The organism is Pseudomonas purpurea, assembly GCF_039908635.1.
Lineage (GTDB): Bacteria > Pseudomonadota > Gammaproteobacteria > Pseudomonadales > Pseudomonadaceae > Aquipseudomonas > Aquipseudomonas purpurea.
On the sequence record NZ_CP150918.1, the window covers coordinates 4,882,635 to 4,899,534 of the forward strand.

17 protein-coding genes are annotated in these 16,900 nt (G+C 59.1%); 5 read left to right on the forward strand and 12 right to left on the reverse strand.

The genetic code is table 11. From position 1 onward, the window contains the following. Positions 1-217 precede the first annotated feature (217 nt). The 6 genes from msrQ to AABM54_RS21900 form a co-directional block, all read right to left on the reverse strand. Positions 218-838 (reverse strand): protein-methionine-sulfoxide reductase heme-binding subunit MsrQ, encoded by a 621-nt coding sequence (gene msrQ, locus AABM54_RS21875; RefSeq protein WP_347902040.1) that lies wholly within the window; start codon positions 836-838, stop codon positions 218-220. Continuing rightward, positions 838-1,851 (reverse strand): protein-methionine-sulfoxide reductase catalytic subunit MsrP, encoded by a 1,014-nt coding sequence (gene msrP, locus AABM54_RS21880; protein WP_347902041.1) that lies wholly within the window; start codon positions 1,849-1,851, stop codon positions 838-840. Before msrP ends, msrQ begins: the two co-directional genes overlap by 1 nt. Positions 1,852-1,914: 63 nt before the next feature. Continuing rightward, positions 1,915-2,772, reverse strand: a complete 858-nt coding sequence (pssA, locus tag AABM54_RS21885; RefSeq protein ID WP_347902042.1) for a CDP-diacylglycerol--serine O-phosphatidyltransferase — start codon at positions 2,770-2,772, stop codon at positions 1,915-1,917. Between the two features lie 144 nt (positions 2,773-2,916). After that, positions 2,917-3,933: a ketol-acid reductoisomerase gene (gene ilvC, locus AABM54_RS21890; RefSeq protein WP_347902043.1), complete on the reverse strand. Its 1,017-nt coding sequence runs from the start codon at positions 3,931-3,933 to the stop codon at positions 2,917-2,919. A 48-nt stretch (positions 3,934-3,981) separates the two neighbouring features. Next, positions 3,982-4,473, reverse strand: coding sequence for an acetolactate synthase small subunit (gene ilvN, locus AABM54_RS21895; RefSeq protein ID WP_103894818.1), 492 nt, complete (start codon positions 4,471-4,473; stop codon positions 3,982-3,984). Positions 4,474-4,475: 2 nt separating this feature from the next. Then, positions 4,476-6,200 (reverse strand): acetolactate synthase 3 large subunit, encoded by a 1,725-nt coding sequence (locus AABM54_RS21900; protein WP_347902044.1) that lies wholly within the window; start codon positions 6,198-6,200, stop codon positions 4,476-4,478. A gap of 402 nt (positions 6,201-6,602) precedes the next feature. On the opposite strand from AABM54_RS21900, the gene AABM54_RS21905 reads away from it, so the two are divergent. Beyond that, positions 6,603-7,025 (forward strand): DUF4124 domain-containing protein, encoded by a 423-nt coding sequence (locus AABM54_RS21905; protein ID WP_347902045.1) that lies wholly within the window; start codon positions 6,603-6,605, stop codon positions 7,023-7,025. Positions 7,026-7,038: 13 nt separating this feature from the next. Here the strand turns inward: AABM54_RS21905 and AABM54_RS21910 are convergent, their stop codons facing one another. Genes AABM54_RS21910 through mrcB form a run of 3 tightly spaced genes read right to left on the reverse strand, consistent with a single transcriptional unit; the run spans position 7,039 to position 10,464 of the window. Further along, a complete protein-coding gene (locus AABM54_RS21910; protein ID WP_347902046.1) occupies positions 7,039-7,374 on the reverse strand; it encodes a YqcC family protein in 336 nt (111 codons plus the stop codon). After that, the gene (locus AABM54_RS21915) at positions 7,374-8,123 is read right to left on the reverse strand and encodes a tetratricopeptide repeat protein (RefSeq protein ID WP_347902047.1); all 750 of its coding nucleotides are present in this window, start codon (positions 8,121-8,123) and stop codon (positions 7,374-7,376) included. Before AABM54_RS21915 ends, AABM54_RS21910 begins: the two co-directional genes overlap by 1 nt. Positions 8,124-8,139: 16 nt before the next feature. Continuing rightward, positions 8,140-10,464, reverse strand: a complete 2,325-nt coding sequence (gene mrcB / locus AABM54_RS21920) for a penicillin-binding protein 1B (protein ID WP_347902048.1) — start codon at positions 10,462-10,464, stop codon at positions 8,140-8,142. Between the two features lie 117 nt (positions 10,465-10,581). Here mrcB and AABM54_RS21925 point away from each other — a divergent pair, with 117 nt between their 5' ends. From AABM54_RS21925 to AABM54_RS21940, 4 genes are all read left to right on the forward strand, one after another. Further along, the gene (locus AABM54_RS21925) at positions 10,582-12,138 is read left to right on the forward strand and encodes a bifunctional aminoglycoside phosphotransferase/ATP-binding protein (protein ID WP_347902049.1); all 1,557 of its coding nucleotides are present in this window, start codon (positions 10,582-10,584) and stop codon (positions 12,136-12,138) included. 91 nt (positions 12,139-12,229) lie between these two features. Next, entirely contained in the window at positions 12,230-12,574 is a 345-nt protein-coding gene (locus AABM54_RS21930; RefSeq protein WP_347902050.1) for a pentapeptide repeat-containing protein, read from the forward strand. Positions 12,575-12,793: 219 nt separating this feature from the next. After that, the gene (locus tag AABM54_RS21935; RefSeq protein ID WP_347902051.1) at positions 12,794-13,066 is read left to right on the forward strand and encodes a TfoX/Sxy family protein; all 273 of its coding nucleotides are present in this window, start codon (positions 12,794-12,796) and stop codon (positions 13,064-13,066) included. A gap of 16 nt (positions 13,067-13,082) precedes the next feature. Next, complete coding sequence (locus tag AABM54_RS21940; RefSeq protein ID WP_347902052.1) at positions 13,083-13,883, forward strand: cyclic nucleotide-binding domain-containing protein; 801 nt, start codon at positions 13,083-13,085, stop codon at positions 13,881-13,883. Between the two features lie 310 nt (positions 13,884-14,193). Here the strand turns inward: AABM54_RS21940 and AABM54_RS21945 are convergent, their stop codons facing one another. From AABM54_RS21945 to AABM54_RS21955, 3 genes are read right to left on the reverse strand one after another with little or no spacing between them, the layout of a single operon-like run. Beyond that, positions 14,194-14,961, reverse strand: coding sequence for a heme ABC transporter ATP-binding protein (locus AABM54_RS21945; protein ID WP_347902053.1), 768 nt, complete (start codon positions 14,959-14,961; stop codon positions 14,194-14,196). Next, positions 14,961-15,944 carry an iron ABC transporter permease gene (locus AABM54_RS21950; protein WP_347906281.1) on the reverse strand — a complete coding sequence of 328 codons (984 nt, stop codon included), beginning with the start codon at positions 15,942-15,944 and terminating at the stop codon, positions 14,961-14,963. Before AABM54_RS21950 ends, AABM54_RS21945 begins: the two co-directional genes overlap by 1 nt. 50 nt (positions 15,945-15,994) lie before the next feature. Then, positions 15,995-16,882 (reverse strand): ABC transporter substrate-binding protein, encoded by an 888-nt coding sequence (locus AABM54_RS21955; protein WP_347902054.1) that lies wholly within the window; start codon positions 16,880-16,882, stop codon positions 15,995-15,997. Positions 16,883-16,900: the final 18 nt, after the last annotated feature.

A 16,900-nucleotide genomic window follows, 5' to 3' on the forward strand; every position in this document is an offset into this window, starting at 1 on the left:
TTGTCAACCCCTCTTTTTCTCCGCTTTCGATCGAGAAGACCGAACCGTTAAAAGAGCCAAACTACACCGCTCTTTCAACTCCTTCCAGGCTTCGATGAACTGAAGCAACCCGCTGCCGAAAACTGCGTAACTCTTTGTTTACCAAGGAGTTTTCCGTTTCGACTGCGCCGGAAGTGGGGCGAATTATAGACTTCCAGAATCTGCCGTCAAGGGTTAATTACGCTTTTGTTGCAGAAGGGGTTTTCCGAGCTATCAATCGCGGGATTCGACGGGTAACAGGTGGCACTCGCAACACTAATAGCAGCACACCTATAAAGGCATAAATCGCCCATTCCTTCAGATCTGCTCGAACGATCCACAACATATGCAGCAACCCAAGCCCAAGAATCACATAGACCAGGCGATGCAACTTCTTCCAGCGCACACCTAAACGTCGCTGACTGTAGCGATTGGAGGTCACGGCAAGCACCAGCAAACACAGAAAACCCAGGCTACCCACAATAATGTATGGCCGTTTACGCAACTCCACACCCAACTGAGACCAATCAAGCCCCAGGACAAAAACCAGATAAGCGCTCAGATGCAAGACGACATAGGCAAAGCACCACAACCCCAGCTGCCGTCGTACGGCAATCCAGCCCGCCCAACCCGTCAACTTTTGCAAAGGAGTCATGCACAAGGTAACCAACAACAGAATCAGCGTCCCTTGCCCCAAGCGGTCAACCAGCACCTTTCCCGGATCTGGCCCCAAGGCAAAACTCCAAGCCTCAAACAGCCAGAGCACCGGCCACATCGCAACTATCATAAAAACACCAAGACGCCAAGCCGGATAGCGCATCAGTAGTTCTTCCTTAGATCGAGATCACTATATAAAGAAGCGACTTCGTCCGAGTAGCCATTGAACATCCGGGTCTCGCGCACATTTGGACTGAACAACCCGCTCGGAAGACGACGCTCACGCGCCTGGGTCCAACGAGGATGATCGACCGTCGGGTTCACATTGGCGTAGAAACCATACTCATCGGACGCAATGCTTTGCCAAGTGGTCTTTGGTTGCTCGCTGACCAGGCTGATACGCACAATGGATTTGACGCTCTTGAAGCCGTACTTCCACGGCACCACCAAACGCAACGGCGCGCCGTTCTGATTGGGCAACTCACGCCCGTACATCCCGACGGCAAGAATCGACAATGGATTCATCGCTTCGTCCAGACGCAGCCCTTCTATATAAGGCCAGTCGATCAGAGCGAAACCGGAGCGCTGCCCGGGCATACTCTTGGGGTCCTGCAAGGTTTCAAACCGGATGTACTTCGCCCTGGAAGTTGGCTCAACCTGACTGAGCAACGCCGAGAGAGGGAAGCCGATCCACGGAATCACCATCGACCAAGCCTCTACACAGCGCAGGCGATAGATGCGCTCCTCCAACTGATAAGACTTCATGAAGTCTTCCAGCGCATAGCGCCCCGGCTTACCCACCTCACCATCGACAACCACCGACCATGGCTCGGTCTTTAGCGCGCCCGCACTCTGCGCAGGATCACCTTTGTCGGTACCGAACTCATAGAAGTTGTTGTAGTGAGTGGCGTCCTTGAACGGCGTGATCGCCTCATCCTTGACAGTGACCGCCCCCCACTGGGTGGTGGGAAGCTTTTCGGCAAACCAGGAAGGCGCCCTGCCCGGCTCGACATCCGCATAGCGAGCGGTATCCGCAGCACTGGCCCAACGCGGCAAACTACTGACGGCCATACCCGCGATAGCGCCACCGAGCACACTGCGTCGAGAAAGGTAAAAAGATTCGGGCGTGACGTCCGACTCTTGGCAGTCGGACGACTTGGGGAACTTGAATAACATGGCAACTCCGCAGAATTGGAGGACAGATGCACCAATAGACTGCGGAGTATGTGGGAAATTACATCACTCGGCGTTTTTGTGCCGACGAAGACGCAACAAGTATTGCACCGGGCCAGAAGCTGCATAAGCGAGAAAAACCAGCAACAGGATGCGCGGCGGATCACTGAACACCACGGCAAACACCAGGACCACTGCCAGAATCGCCACAAAAGGCACACGACCTTTAAGGTCCAGCTCCTTGAAGCTGTTGTACTTGATATTACTGACCATCAGCATGCCGGCAGCGGCAACCATCAGCGCAACCAGGAAAGACATCTTGGAGCCCTGAATACCATAATCGCTGAACGCCCAGACAATGCCCGCCACTACACCGGCAGCGGCCGGGCTGGCGAGACCGATGAAGTAACGTTTGTCTGCCGTTCCGACCTGGGTGTTGAAGCGCGCCAGACGCAATGCCGCGCCCGCCACATAGATGAAGGCCACCATCCAGCCCACCTTGCCCATATCGCCCAGCGCCCAGCCGAAGGCCAGAAGCGCCGGCGCAACACCGAAGGCAACCATGTCCGACAGCGAGTCGTACTCGGCACCAAATGCACTTTGGGTGTTGGTCATGCGGGCCACTCGACCATCGAGGCCGTCAAGCACCATGGCCACGAAAATGGCGATTGCCGCAAAGGCAAAATACTTGCTCGCGCTGGCCGCATCACCTGCACTCAGGGCGCTCTGTGCACTCATGGAGTTGATGATGGAATAAAACCCTGCGAACAGGTTCGCAGTGGTGAACAGATTCGGCAGAAGATAGATACCACGATGCCGGACTTTACGGCCTTCAGCGTCATGCCCTTCTTCGACATGCTCATCGATGGGTAGCAGGCTTTCGGCGTCAGAGGCCTTGTTTGGCTCTTCGGGACGTTCGCTCATGGACATTACCTTGCAACGGGGTGGAAAGTTTCGACAGGTGCCTGTGGCGACGGTTCGGCCACAAACGATGCAGCTTTATACCAGAACCGACCCCGCAAACGAAAAAACGCGGCCTAGGCCGCGTTTTTCGTAAAAGCTCGCGACTTAGTTCTTGGCTTTGTCGACGATCTTGTTGGCACCGATCCACGGCATCATGGAGCGCAGTTTCTCCCCGATGACTTCGATACCGTGAGCGGCGTTGTTACGACGCTTGGCGGTCATCGAAGGGTAGCCGGTAGCGCCTTCGCTGATGAACATCTTGGCGTATTCGCCGTCCTGAATACGTTTCAGGGCGTTGCGCATGGCCTGACGGGATTCGGCGTTGATCACTTCCGGGCCGGTCACGTATTCGCCGTACTCGGCGTTGTTGGAGATCGAGTAGTTCATGTTGGCGATACCGCCTTCGTACATGAGGTCAACGATCAGCTTCAGTTCGTGCAGGCATTCGAAGTAGGCCATTTCTGGCGCGTAGCCCGCTTCAACCAGGGTTTCGAAACCGGCTTTCACCAGTTCAACGGTACCGCCGCACAGAACGGCTTGCTCGCCGAACAGGTCGGTTTCGGTCTCGTCTTTGAAGGTGGTTTCGATGATGCCGGTACGACCGCCACCAACACCCGCTGCGTAGGACAGTGCTACGTTTTTGGCGTTGCCCGAAGCATCCTGATAGATCGCGATCAGGTCAGGAATACCGCCGCCCTTCACGAACTCGGAACGCACGGTGTGGCCCGGAGCCTTCGGCGCGATCATGATCACGTCGAGGTCGGCGCGTGGCACAACCTGGTTGTAGTGGATCGCGAAACCGTGGGAGAAGGCCAGGGTGGCGCCTTTCTTGATGTTCGGCTCGATTTCGTTCTTGTACAGGGAAGACTGGAACTCGTCCGGGGTCAGGATCATGACCAGGTCGGCAGCCGCAACAGCGGAAGCCACGTCAGTCACTTTCAGGCCATGGGCTTCAGCCTTGGCAACAGTGGCCGAGCCTTTACGCAGGCCAACGGTAACGTCAACGCCGGAGTCTTTCAGGTTGCACGCTTGGGCGTGACCCTGGGAACCGTAACCGATGATGGCAACTTTCTTGCCCTGGATGATCGACAGGTCGCAGTCTTTATCGTAGAAAACTTTCATGAAATTCCCCTATATATCCAGGCCGTTCAGGCCATTAGCCAATTTGGTTTAGATGCTGAGTACTTTGTCGCCACGGGCAATCCCGGTGACACCACTGCGCACGGTTTCAAGAATCGAGGCAGTGCCGATGGACTGAATGAAGCTGTCGAGCTTGTCGCTGGTACCGGTCAGTTGAACGGTATACACGCTGGCGCTGACATCGACGATCTGCCCACGGTAAATATCGGTCGTGCGTTTGATCTCGGCGCGCTGGGCGCCGGTGGCCTTGATCTTGACCAGCATCAGTTCGCGCTCGATGTGAGCGCTTTCCGACAGGTCGACCAGTTTGACCACTTCGATCAGCTTGTTCAGGTTCTTGGTGATCTGCTCGATGATTTCATCGTGCCCCACGGTGGTCAGCGTCAGACGCGACAGGGTCGGGTCTTCGGTTGGCGCCACGGTCAGGCTTTCGATGTTGTAGTTACGCTGCGAGAACAACCCCACTACACGAGACAAAGCGCCCGGTTCGTTTTCCAGAAGCAAGGAAATAATGTGCCGCATGATTAAGTACGCTCCGTCTTGCTGAGCCACATATCGCGCATGGAGCCGTCTTTGATCTGCATCGGGTAGACGTGCTCGCTGGTGTCGACCGAAATATCAATCACCACCAGGCGATCCTTCATGGCGAACGCCTCTTCCATCTTCGACTTCAAATCTTTCGAGTCGGTGATGCGCACGCCGACGTGACCATAGGCCTCGGCCAACTTGACGAAGTCAGGCAGCGACTCCATGTAGGAGTGCGAGTGACGGCTGCCGTAACTCATGTCTTGCCACTGACGAACCATGCCCAGCACACCGTTGTTCAGGATGACGATCTTGACCGGCAAACCGTACTGCAGGCAGGTGGACAGTTCCTGGATGTTCATCTGGATACTGCCCTCGCCCGTTACGCAGGCGACATCGGCATCCGGAAAGCTCAGCTTGACGCCCATGGCCGCCGGAAAACCGAAGCCCATGGTGCCCAGGCCACCGGAGTTGATCCAGCGGTTCGGCTTGTTGAACGTGTAGTACTGCGCCGCGAACATTTGGTGCTGGCCCACGTCGGAGGTCACAAAGGCGTCGCCCTTGGTCACTTCGCACAGGGTTTCGATCACGGTCTGCGGCTTGATGACGCTGCCGTCGCCCTTGTCATAAGGGAACAGGCCGCGATCACCGCGCCACTCGTCCACTTGCTTCCACCAACTGGCAACGGACTCCTTGTTCGGGGTCTCGCCGATTTCCTTGAGGATCGCGACCATTTCGGTCAGGACGCTCTCGACCGGGCCGACGATGGGTACGTCCGCCTTGATGGTCTTGGAGATCGATGCCGGGTCGATGTCGATATGGATGATCTTGGCATTCGGACAGAATTTGGCCGGGCCATTGATCACGCGATCATCGAAACGCGCACCGACGGCAAGAATCACGTCGGCATGGTGCATGGCCAGGTTGGCGGTGTAGCTGCCGTGCATGCCGAGCATGCCGATGAACTGGCGGTCGGTGCCCGGGAAGGCGCCCAGCCCCATCAAAGTGTTGGTAACCGGCAGGTTGAGCATTTTTGCCAGTTCGGTCAGCGGCGCGGAGCCACCACCCAGGATCACGCCGCCGCCTGCGTACATCACCGGACGCTTGGCCGCCAGGAGCATTTCGGCTGCCTTGCGGATTTGTCCGGAGTGACCGCGAAGGGCCGGGCTGTAGGAGCGCAGCTTGGCTTTTTTCGGGAAGACGTATTCGAACTTCTCGGCCGGGTTGGTCATGTCTTTCGGGATATCGACAACGACCGGACCAGGACGACCGGATTGCGCCAGGTAGAACGCCTTTTTCATGACTTCCGGGATTTCCGACGCGTGCTTGATCATGAAGCTGTGCTTCACGATTGGCCGGGAGATACCGATCATGTCGGTTTCCTGGAACGCATCGGTGCCTACCATGGTGCTAGGCACCTGGCCGGAAATGATCACCATCGGAATGGAGTCCATGTAGGCCGTGGCAATACCGGTAATGGCGTTGGTTGCGCCCGGGCCTGAGGTCACCAATACCACGCCGGCCTTGCCGGTGGCACGGGCATAGCCATCAGCCATATGGGTCGCAGCCTGCTCGTGGCGAACCAGGATATGGGTCACTTCCGGTTCTTTGAACAGGGCATCGTAGACATGAAGAAGAGCACCACCGGGGTACCCGTAGATATATTTGACGCCTTCGTCACGCAAAAAGCGGACGAGCATCTCACCGCCAGATAAAAGCTCCACGTTGCTCACCTCTAAAACGCCAGAATACCGCCCACAAAAAAGGGGACGGGTCTTAATAGGTTTACTTCTCAGCAGAGCATGAGCGACGGTGGTCGCCGACTACGTCAGCACTGACTGAGCAAGTATTGGGATCGTCCCAAGTGTTGCGGGCTTTTCCCACCCAGCGCGAGGTAACGCGTTGCGGGTGTAACAGGTCGGCGCGGGTGTGCGCCTCATGATCTGCTGAGTGGGTCTGCTTCTGGCAGTCCCTCTACAGCGGACTTTGGATTCTTCTGTTTCGCCCTCTCCAAGTCAAGCCGTCAATGTGACTAATTCGAACTAAGCGCATGAGAACGCAAGAAAAAACCTTTAATCCGCCAGTGTGTTAGCTTCAATTGCGCAACTCACGACAAGGAAAGCAGCATGCGAATGTACTTCTTGACGGCCAGCCTGTTGATTGGACTGAGTCCGTGGTGCATGGCCGGCCAGGTCTATAAGTGGGTCGATGGTCAGGGCGTGACCCATTTCGATGCACAACCACCACAAGGACAACCAGCGACCACCGTGGTGACGCCCGCCCCGCCCGTCGGCAAGCCGAGCGCGCCGACGCACAGCAACGTTGTTGGCGATCAACAGGCCATCGATAAGACAGTGAGAACGCAGGTCGCCGAGCAGCAAGCGCAGCTCAAGGTGTTCTGTGAACAGGCTCGAACGAACCTTGCTCAACTCCAGAACAACCCGCGACTAAGGGAAGAGGTCGACGGTGAAATGCGCCGCCTGACCGAACAGACTCGTCAGGAGCGCATCACCGAAGCACAGAAGCAGATTGCCGAGAACTGCCAGTAATCAACTACAGGGGTCAGCGGGAGGCGACGATCAGTTGATCGAACTCTTTGAGCAGGACCTGCAACTGCCGGTCCTTGCCCTGAACATTGCGGGCAGCAAAGACCATCTCGGCCATTTCCTGAATGCCCGAGGCGCTGGGCAGTGGCAGGTCATTCTCAAGGATGAGCTTCATGCGGGGCAGGAAGATCCATTGCAGCCACTGTTCGAAGTCCAGGGTGTCGACCGAAAACGGCTCGACACTGGACAGCGCTTCAGCACTCGGAGCGACTTCATCCCACCAGCCCTGAATCCGCAGCTCACGCTCGATCAGCAGCAACTGCTCGGCAATCTTTGGGAAACGGGTATCCATCACAGCGAAACCTTGGCCTTTTGACGGGCCAGTGCCGCGCCTGCCGCATCACCCTGTTTCTCACGCGCCTGAGCGATCAAGCCCCACAGGCTGGCCTGAAGATCCGGACGACCGTTGGCGAATGTCAGACCGCGACGAGCAAACTGTTCCGCTTGCGCTGCATCCCCTTGGGCCATGCGCACCTGAGCCAGACGATAGAGCACTTGCGGCTCACGTGGCGCCACGCGCTGGGCGCGCTCCAGGCTGGACGACGCGCCGTTCAGGTCGCCACCGGCCTGTTGCTGCTGCGCGGTGGTCAGCAGTGCGAGGACCGGGCCGTCCAACTGTTCGTCGGCAGACAGGCCACCCGCGCTGGCAGAAGGAATCCCGCTCGGCGTCGACGGCATGCTGTAGTTGCCCTGATTGATCGGCGCCGACTGGATCGGCGAGGTGTCGATCGGACCTGGTGTGATCGGACCCGAACTGCTTGGGCCAGGGGTAAACGGCTGGCTGCTGATCGGTGCCGACGTCGCTGCGCCACCGCCCGGAATCATCACCACCACGCCGGTATCACCTTGCGGGATGGCCTGGGTCTTGGCCTGCGCCGGACGCTTGACGGTGGTCTGACGGAAGCCGCCGTTGCTGGATACCCGCTCGCTGTTGGACACCGCGGTGCCGGAGTCGACGACCGGGATAGAGCCCCGTTGCACACTGGAGCAACCGCTGAGCAAAGCCAGAACGGAAACCGCTGGAATCAACCACTTGTTCACTTGAAACCCTCTTTGCTTAATTCGTCCAGCCCTTGACCCAATCCATCACCGACTCGCTGGTGACAGGGCTTTCGCCACCGCACGCGGCGCCGGGAGGCGGTTCGCTGCCGCGAATATACGGCATCTGCACCGCGCCTGGGCAGTTGGCGTCGGAACCTTGCCCGGTGCGTGAATCGATCCAGGCCTGAACAATGTTATCCGGCTGCGGCATGTCCAGCGGCAGCGGGTCGGCCTTGCGCATGAAACTGGTCCAGACCTGCAACGCGCCCGTCGCACCGGTGAACGGTGTTTTGCCGTTGTCATCGCGACCGAGCCAGACCACTGCCAACAGGTCCTGGCTGAAACCTGCGAACCAGCTGTCACGCGAATCGTTACTGGTACCGGTCTTGCCCGCCAGCGCCAGCGTTCTTGGCAGCACGTTGTACACCGAGCTGCCGGTGCCTTCGCGCATCACACGTTGCATGGCGCTCTGGATCAGGTAGATCGAACCCGGGTCGAAACGCTGCTGGATCTGGAAAGGATAGCGCTTGAGCGGCTCGCCTTCGGCCGTCAGCACGCTGCGGATCCCGCGCATCGGCGTGTTGAAACCACCGTTGGCCAGGGTCTGGTACATGGTCGCCACTTCCATCGGGCTCAAACCGCCCGCCCCCAACAGCATTGACGGGAACGCCGGAAACTCGCGGCTGACGCCCAGCCGTGCAAGGGTTTTCAGGACGTTCGGCACGCCGACTTCCAGACCCAGGCGTGCGGTCGACAGGTTGTAGGAATGCGCCAACCCTTGATACAGGAAGACCGTGCCGTGGGAGCGGCGGTCATAGTTCTGGGGTTTCCAGACCTGACCGTCAGCGCCCTTCACCGAGAACGAATCATCGGAGAGCCAACTGGTCAGGGTGTACTGGCTCGGTTTTTCCAGCGCGGTCAGGTACACCGCCGGCTTGATCAACGAACCGATCGGACGCACCGCATCCAGCGCCCGGTTGAACCCGGCAAAACTGGCCTGACGGCTGCCAATCATTGCCTGGACTTCACCGGTTTCCGGATTGGTCACGACCATGGCCGCTTCAACGTCTTCAGAACCTTTACGCCCGGCAAGGCGCTTGAAGGTGTCGTTGACCGAGGCCTCGGCTTTCATCTGCAAAATCGGGTCGAAACTGGTGAAGATCCGCAGACCTTCCTCGGTCAAGTCTTCGTCGCGGTAGTCCTGGCGCAACTGACGTTTAACCAGATCAATAAAGCCCGGGAACGAGCTGTCGGCCAGTTTGCCGCGAGTTGTCACGCCCAGCGGCATGGCCTTCGCTGCAGCAACTTGTTCGGCAGTCGCAACACCTTGTTGCTCAAGCACATCGAGCACCAGGTTGCGTCGCTCAAGCGCCCGCTCCGGGTTGCGACGCGGATTGTAATAGGACGGCCCCTTGACCATACCCACCAGCAACGCGACTTGATGCAGTTTCAGTTCTGACAATGGCTGGCCGAAGAAGAACTGGCTGGCCAGGCCGAAGCCGTGCACCGCACGTTGACCATCCTGACCGACGAACACTTCGTTGAGGTAAGCCTCAAGGATGTCCTGCTTGTTGTAATGCAGCTCAAGCAGCATCGCCATCATGGCTTCGGTGAGTTTACGGGTCAGGCTGCGTTCGCTGGTCAGGTAGAAATTCTTGACCAATTGTTGCGTCAGCGTACTGCCGCCCTGGGTCATCTTGCCGCCAGACGTGTTCACCCAAATAGCTCGGGCAATCGACTTGGGAGACACGCCCCAGTGGCTGTAATAATCCCGATCTTCCACAGCAACGAGGGTGTCGAGCAGGTATGGCGGGACCTGATCGATTTTGATCAGGATGCGATCTTCAAGGTTTTTCGGGTAAATTCCGCCGATCATCAGCGGCTCAAGCCGCACCACAGAAAGCTTCGAACCGTTGGTCGCCGAGAGTTCGGCCACGTAGTCGCCGGAGAACCGAACCCGCACGGGCTGGGGCTTTTCCATGCCTTCATAGAACTGGAAGCCGCGAGTGTTCAAGTCGACGGTATTGCCGTTGACCGCCGCAGCACCGGGGCCGTTACTCACGGCTTCGCGCCGGTAGCCCAAGGCGTCGAGTTCGGTGAGGAAGTCCTCTTTGCTCAGTTTCTGGCCGGTAAACAGCTCCAGCGGGCGTGCATACACCTTGGCCGGAATGGTCCAGCGCTTGCCGGAGAACTTCTCCTGGACCACGGCATCGAGGTAAACCGCGAAGCCGGCGATAACCACGAGGCCGACCAAGCTGAGCTTCAAGGCCCAGCCTAACCAGGGGCGCAGGCCACCAGAGGGACGTTTTTTAGCGGAACGGGGGGATCGGGTACGAGTCATGGCGGCGGATTATACGCACTTTATTCGCGATCAACATGAGCCCCGCGAGGTTTGCGTTAGCCCCGCTTGCAGCCATAATACGGCCCTTGAATTTTCCCAGTCTCTGAAGGATCGCCTGTGAGCCAGTCACTGATCGCCGCCCTGCAAAACCCGGCCCTCTACCCGCATCCGGTAGAAGGGTTCCAGGTCATCGAAACGCACATTTCCTGGGTGCTGCTCACCGGCCCCTACGCTTATAAAGTGAAGAAGCCAGTGAACTTCGGCTTCCTCGACTTTACCGGCCTTGAAGCGCGCGAGCATTTTTGCGGTGAAGAATTGCGCCTGAACCAGCGCCTGACCCAGGACTTGTACCTCGAAGTACTGCCGATCACCGGCAGCGCCGAGGCGCCACAACTGGGCGGTACCGGCCCGGTGATCGAATACGCACTGAAGATGCGCCAGTTCCCGCAGAGCCAACTGCTCAGCACCCTGCAAGCCAATGGCGAACTGACCACCGCGCACATCGACGAGATGGCCCGCCAGATCGCGCAGTTCCACCTCAGCGCACCCAAAGTCCCGGCCGCTCACGAAGCGGGTACACCGGACAGCGTCATGGCGCCGGTGCGTCAGAACTTCGAGCAGATCCTGCCGTTCCTCACCGACAAGGCAGACCTGCTGCAACTCGAAGCCCTGCAAGCCTGGGCTGAAAGCAGCTTCGAACGCCTCAAGCCGCTGTTTGCCCAGCGCAAGGCCGACGGTTTCATCCGTGAATGCCACGGCGACATCCACCTGGGTAACGCCACGCTGATCGATGACAAGGTGGTGATTTTCGACTGCATCGAGTTCAACGAACCGTTCCGCTTCACCGACGTGTACGCCGACACCGGGTTCCTGGCGATGGACCTGGAAGACCGCGGCCTCAAGAGCCTGGCACGGCGTTTCATCAGCCAGTACCTGGAGCTGACCGGCGACTACCAGGGCCTGGAACTGCTGAACTTCTATAAAGCCTACCGCGCCCTGGTGCGCGCCAAGGTGAGCCTGTTCAGCATGCCGGCCGAGGCCGACCCGGTGCAACGCGCCACCACCCTGCGCCAGTACCGCAACTACGCCAACCTGGCCGAAAGCTACAGCACCATTCCTTCACGCTTCCTGGCCATCACCCACGGCGTTTCGGCCGTCGGCAAAAGCCGCGTAGCCATGCGTCTGGTTGAAGCCCTGGGCGCGATTCGCCTGCGTTCGGACATCGAACGCAAGCGCATGTTCGGCGAACAACAAGTGCCGAACACCCCTGAAGCCGGCATTTACAGCGCCGACGCCAGTGTTGCCACCTACACCCGTCTGCATCAGATCGCCGACGTGATCCTGCGGGCCGGTTTCCCGGTGGTCATTGATGCCACTTACCTGAAGCGCGACCAGCGCGATGGCGCGGCCAGGATCGCCGAAGCTACCGGCGCACCGTTCCTGATTCTTGACTGCAACGCACCACAAGCCGTGATCGAGAGCTGGCTGAAGCAACGTCAGACCGACGAGAACGATCCGTCCGACGCGAACCTGTCCATCATCGCGGCTCAACAAACTCATCGCGAAGCACTGACGCCTGCCGAGATTCTGTGCAGCAAGCGCGTGCAGACCAATGAAAGCGGGACCCTGGACACCGTTGTCGCGCAAATTCGTCAACGCCTGCCAGGCCTGTAAGAAAGTATTTCAGCCGTGAAGCCCCATCTGGCTTCACGGCTTTGAAATAGTGGCACTATACTGGCGTCATAAAACCAACAGGTGACGTTCCATGAGCCATCCAAAACTGCTCGACACCCCGCTGTACGCTTTGCTGCACAAAGATGACATTACCGGTTTCAACCGCGAACGGCCCAAGCACGGCCCTGTCGACATGGCAGGCGGTGATTTCCGCGGCCTCGACCTGCGCGAACTGAATGCCGACGAAGTTGATTTCACTGACGCCTATTTCCGCTCCGCCGACTTGCGCGGTATCGATTTCCGCAACTCTTCGCTGGAAGGCGCAAGCCTGGCACACGCACAAATCTCCGGGGCTTACTTCCCGCCAGAGTTGTCGGCCGACGAGATTCTGATGTCGATGAATTTCGGTACGCGCCTGCGTTATCGCACCCGGTAACACGTTTTCTGTTACCTGAAGTCCGGCGCCCCCGCTTTGCTCCGGACTGTGCGAGACGTTCACCTTCCTGCTGCCCTTGTGGCCCTTTCCCATAAGCCATGGCCTGACCGCTTAGAAGCTTTTGCATCGAAACTGACCAAACAATCACGCTTTTCCTACTGACCGCTACACTCCTTGGAGGCTCGCCCACGCACCATTCGGCCGTCGCAAGGAGGCTTGATGAATGATGAACTGCAACACCTGAAAAACCTCGGCAAGACATCGGCACAATGGCTGCATGCCGTGGGCATCCACAGTGCCTCGGACTTGCGCAGACTGGGAGCGGTGGATGCGTATCGCGCCGTGCGGACTCGTGGGTTTCGCGCGTCGAAGGTGTTGTTGTATGCAATTGAAGGCGCGTTGATGGACGTGCACTGGAACGACATCCCGGCCGAACGCAAGGACGCACTCAACAAGCAACTGGAAGCCATCTCGTCACGCCACAAAATTTGAGCGGGCAGTAATCGACATGTATTTACTCGGGGAGCAACCGGCCTACGCCGACGCACTGATCAATCACCTGCAAAGCATTCCGACGCAATTGCTGGAAGGGTTGCCCCCCTGTGGCGAAGCCCTGGAACTTGAATCCACCGACGACCTCATCGCGTTCCTGCCAGGCAATCAACTGTTTCTGCTGGAGAGTGGCCAATTGCATGGCCGGGTCGACGAACGTGCGCTGTTTTATCTGCATGAAGGTGACCTGGTGGGACTGCGCCAAGGCATTGAGCTGCCGCGCTGTCAGTTGAGCAGCGATGAGCCGCTGCGCTTGATCCCCTACAAGCGGGCCGACGTGTTCCAGCACTTCTATGCCGACTCACAGCGCTCGGAGCTGTTCGTGCAGTACCTGATTGGCCAGACCGCTTTGCTGTCCGACGCAGTGACGCGCCTCAAGCAGCCGGAGTTTCGCAGCAGTAACGGCTTCAGGCAGGTGCCCGCTGGCGAGGTACTGATCAACCAGGGCGACGATGCCGACCATGTTTTCGTGATTCTGCAAGGTCACGCCGAAGCCTTTGTCGACGGTCACAAAGTAGGCGATGTGCCCAAGGATGAGATCTTTGGTGCGATGGCGGTGTTTACCGGCGAAAAACGCAGCGCCAGCGTGATTGCCAGTGAAACGAGCACGGTGATGCTGATCCCCAAGGAGCAATTTTTGAGCCTCACCCAGAGCAATCCGAAAATTGCCCACAGCCTGATCGAAAGCATGGCGCGTCGTATCGACCTGCTGAACAAGCAAATCAACGCCCTGAACTCACGCCTTCAAACGCCTTGAAGCTCAATGTTTACAGGGCTTCCAAACGAGCGTTTCAATGAAGTCAAATAAATCCTGGAAACTGCAGTTGACTTAGAAATGAGAATCGTTATGATTATCACAACTGGTCGCGAGATCAGCCGATTTTCTGAAAGACCATTGGTTCGGACTCTCAGATTATCTCCTCATCAGGCTAATCACGGTTATTTGACCCGGCTCTTGCCGGGTCTTTTTTTGCCTGTTGAAAAGTGATCCCACCGTCGGACCGAAGCCGCTTACTGACGCATTGGCGCGCAATAGTGCTGTGCGAGGCAAGTTACCGAGGCTCACCTCAACGGGCAATGATCAGCGGATGCCCGCGCTCCGGGTGCGGCTGCACCAGCACGTCCAGGCCGAACACGGCTTTCAGCGGTTCAGGGCGCAGCACTTGCAGCGGCGTGCCCACCGCGTGAGGGCGGCCACCTTCCAGTAGCAGGATGCGGTCACAGTAACGCGCCGCCAGGTTCAGATCATGCAGGATCACCAGCACAGCGGCGCCGTGATCGGCAAACTCGCGAATCGCTTGCAACGTGGTGTGCTGATGCAGCGGATCGAGCATCGAAGTCGGTTCGTCGAGCAGCAGAGTCTGCCCCGCCTCTCCCGGCCAGAGCTGCGCCAGCACCCGCGCCAGATGAACCCGCTGACGCTCGCCACCGGACAGCGCCAGGTAACTGCGCCCGCTCAAATGCCCGGCGTCGGCGGCGTGCAGGGCGGCGGCGACAATCTCGTCGTCGCGCACCCGCCCGGTCTGATGGGGCAAGCGACCCATGCCGACCACCTCGTCAACGCGGAAGGCAAAATCCAGGGTCGAGGTCTGTGGCAGTACCGCCAGGCGTTGCGCCCGTTGCGCGCCGCCCCACTGGCCGAGTTCACGCTGATCGAGCCAGACCCGGCCGTGGTCGGGACGCAACTCGCCGCACAAAGCACCCAGCAACGTACTTTTCCCGGCACCGTTGGGTCCCAGGACACCAAGGACTTCCCCCGGTTTGAGTTCGAGATCGATGTCCGCCAGCACGACTTTCTTGCCACGGCAGATCTGCAGGTTTTCCGCTCGCAGCATCAGGCGCGACCTCGTAACAGCAAGTACAGAAAGAACGGCGCGCCGATGAACGCCGTGACGATGCCAATCGGCAACTCGGCCGGGGCCAACGCCAGGCGCGCCACCAGATCGGCAAACAGCAGCAGGCTGGCACCCGCCAATACCGAAGCGGGCAACAAGACACGATGATCGGGCCCGGCCAGCAGCCGCACCAGGTGCGGCACCACCAATCCCACGAAACCAATCATCCCGGCGGCCGCAACGGCAGCGCCAACCCCCAGCGCGGTGCAAAACACCAGTTCACGCTTGAGGCCCTCGACATCGATCCCCAAATGACTGGCCTCGGACTCACCGAGTAACAGTGCATTCAAGGCTTTGGCCCGACGCGGCAACCACAGCGCCACTGCCGCGCTCACCAGCAGCAAGGGCCACAGGCGCGCATAACTGGCGCCATTGAGGCTGCCCAGGTTCCAGAACGTCAATGTGCGCAGCGTTGCATCATCCGCCAGGTAGGTGAACAACCCGACCGCCGAACTGGCCAGCGCCGTCAGCGCGATACCGGCCAGCAACATGGTTGCCACGTTGGTCTGGCCGTTACGCCGGCCGAGTCGGTACACCAGCGCCGTCACCCCCAGCCCGCCGAGAAACGCACAAATCGACAACAGGTACGGGCCGATGGCCTCCGGCAAACCGCCGAACATCGAACCACCGACAATCGCGATCGCCGCGCCCAGCGCCGCGCCACTGGAAACCCCCACCAGCCCAGGGTCGGCCAGCGGGTTGCGAAACAAACCCTGCATCGCCACGCCGGACAACGCCAACACCCCGCCCACCGCCAGACCGAGCAAGGTACGCGGCAAGCGGATCTGTCCAAGAATCAGCTCGGCCTGCTCCAGCCCCTCGGCGGGGATGGGCAGCCCAAGCATGCGCAACGCGGCGCGTAACGTATCGATCAACGGCAAGCTGACCGGCCCGAGCGCCAACGACAGCCAGATCGCCAGCACACACAGCAGGCTCAAACCAATGAACAGCGAACGCGGTTTAACCAGAGTCGTCATGGGGCAGTGTTTGCCTGGGCCGGTTCAGCCGGATAGAAACCGGCAGACAGCTTCACCAGGCTCTGCGGCAAGCGCGGCCCCAAGCCACCAACCAGCAGCGTCGGGTCCAGTTCGAACACCCGGCCAGCCTTGGCTGCCGGGGTCGAGGACAGAATCGGGTTTTCCTTGAACAACGCGGTGCGCGCCGCGTCACCGGTCAGCGCCCGGTCGGCAAACACCAGTACTTCGGGACTCAACCCGGCCAGCGACTCGACGGAAAACGGCTTGTACCCCGTGTGGGTCGCCAGATTCTTGCCACCCGCCTGTTGCAGCAGCCAGTCTGCCGCAGTGTCTTTACCGGCGATCAGCGGTTTGCCGCCCGCATGACCGAGCAACAGCAGCACGCCCGGCGCTTTCTGGTGGGCCTGCGCCTGACTGACCCAACTTTTTTGTTGTTCAAGCTGCTGCTGATAGTGCTGGAACAATTGCACGGCCTGCGCCTCACTGCCCAGCAGCTTGCCCAAGTGCTGCAAATTGCCTTGCAGGGTCGGCAAATCCGCCTGCGCCGAGAACAGTTCAACCTGCACGCCCGCACTGCGAATCTGCGACAGCACGGGCGGCGGGCCCATTTCTTCAGTGCCAATCAGAATCTGCGGACGCAAACTCAGAATGCCCTCCGCCGACAATTGCCGCTGATAACCGATACTCGGCAATGCCTTGAGGGATTCAGGATGCTGACTGGTGGTGTCGACGCCGACCAGTTTCGACTCGCCACCCAACGCACTCACCCATTCCGACAAGGCACCACCGGCGCTGACCCAACGTTGCGGCAACTCGGCCGCTGCGGCCCCATGATTGACCAAAAGTCCGACACAGAGCGCAATAGCGCTGGTACTCAGGCGCATAACAGGGTTTCCTTTGAG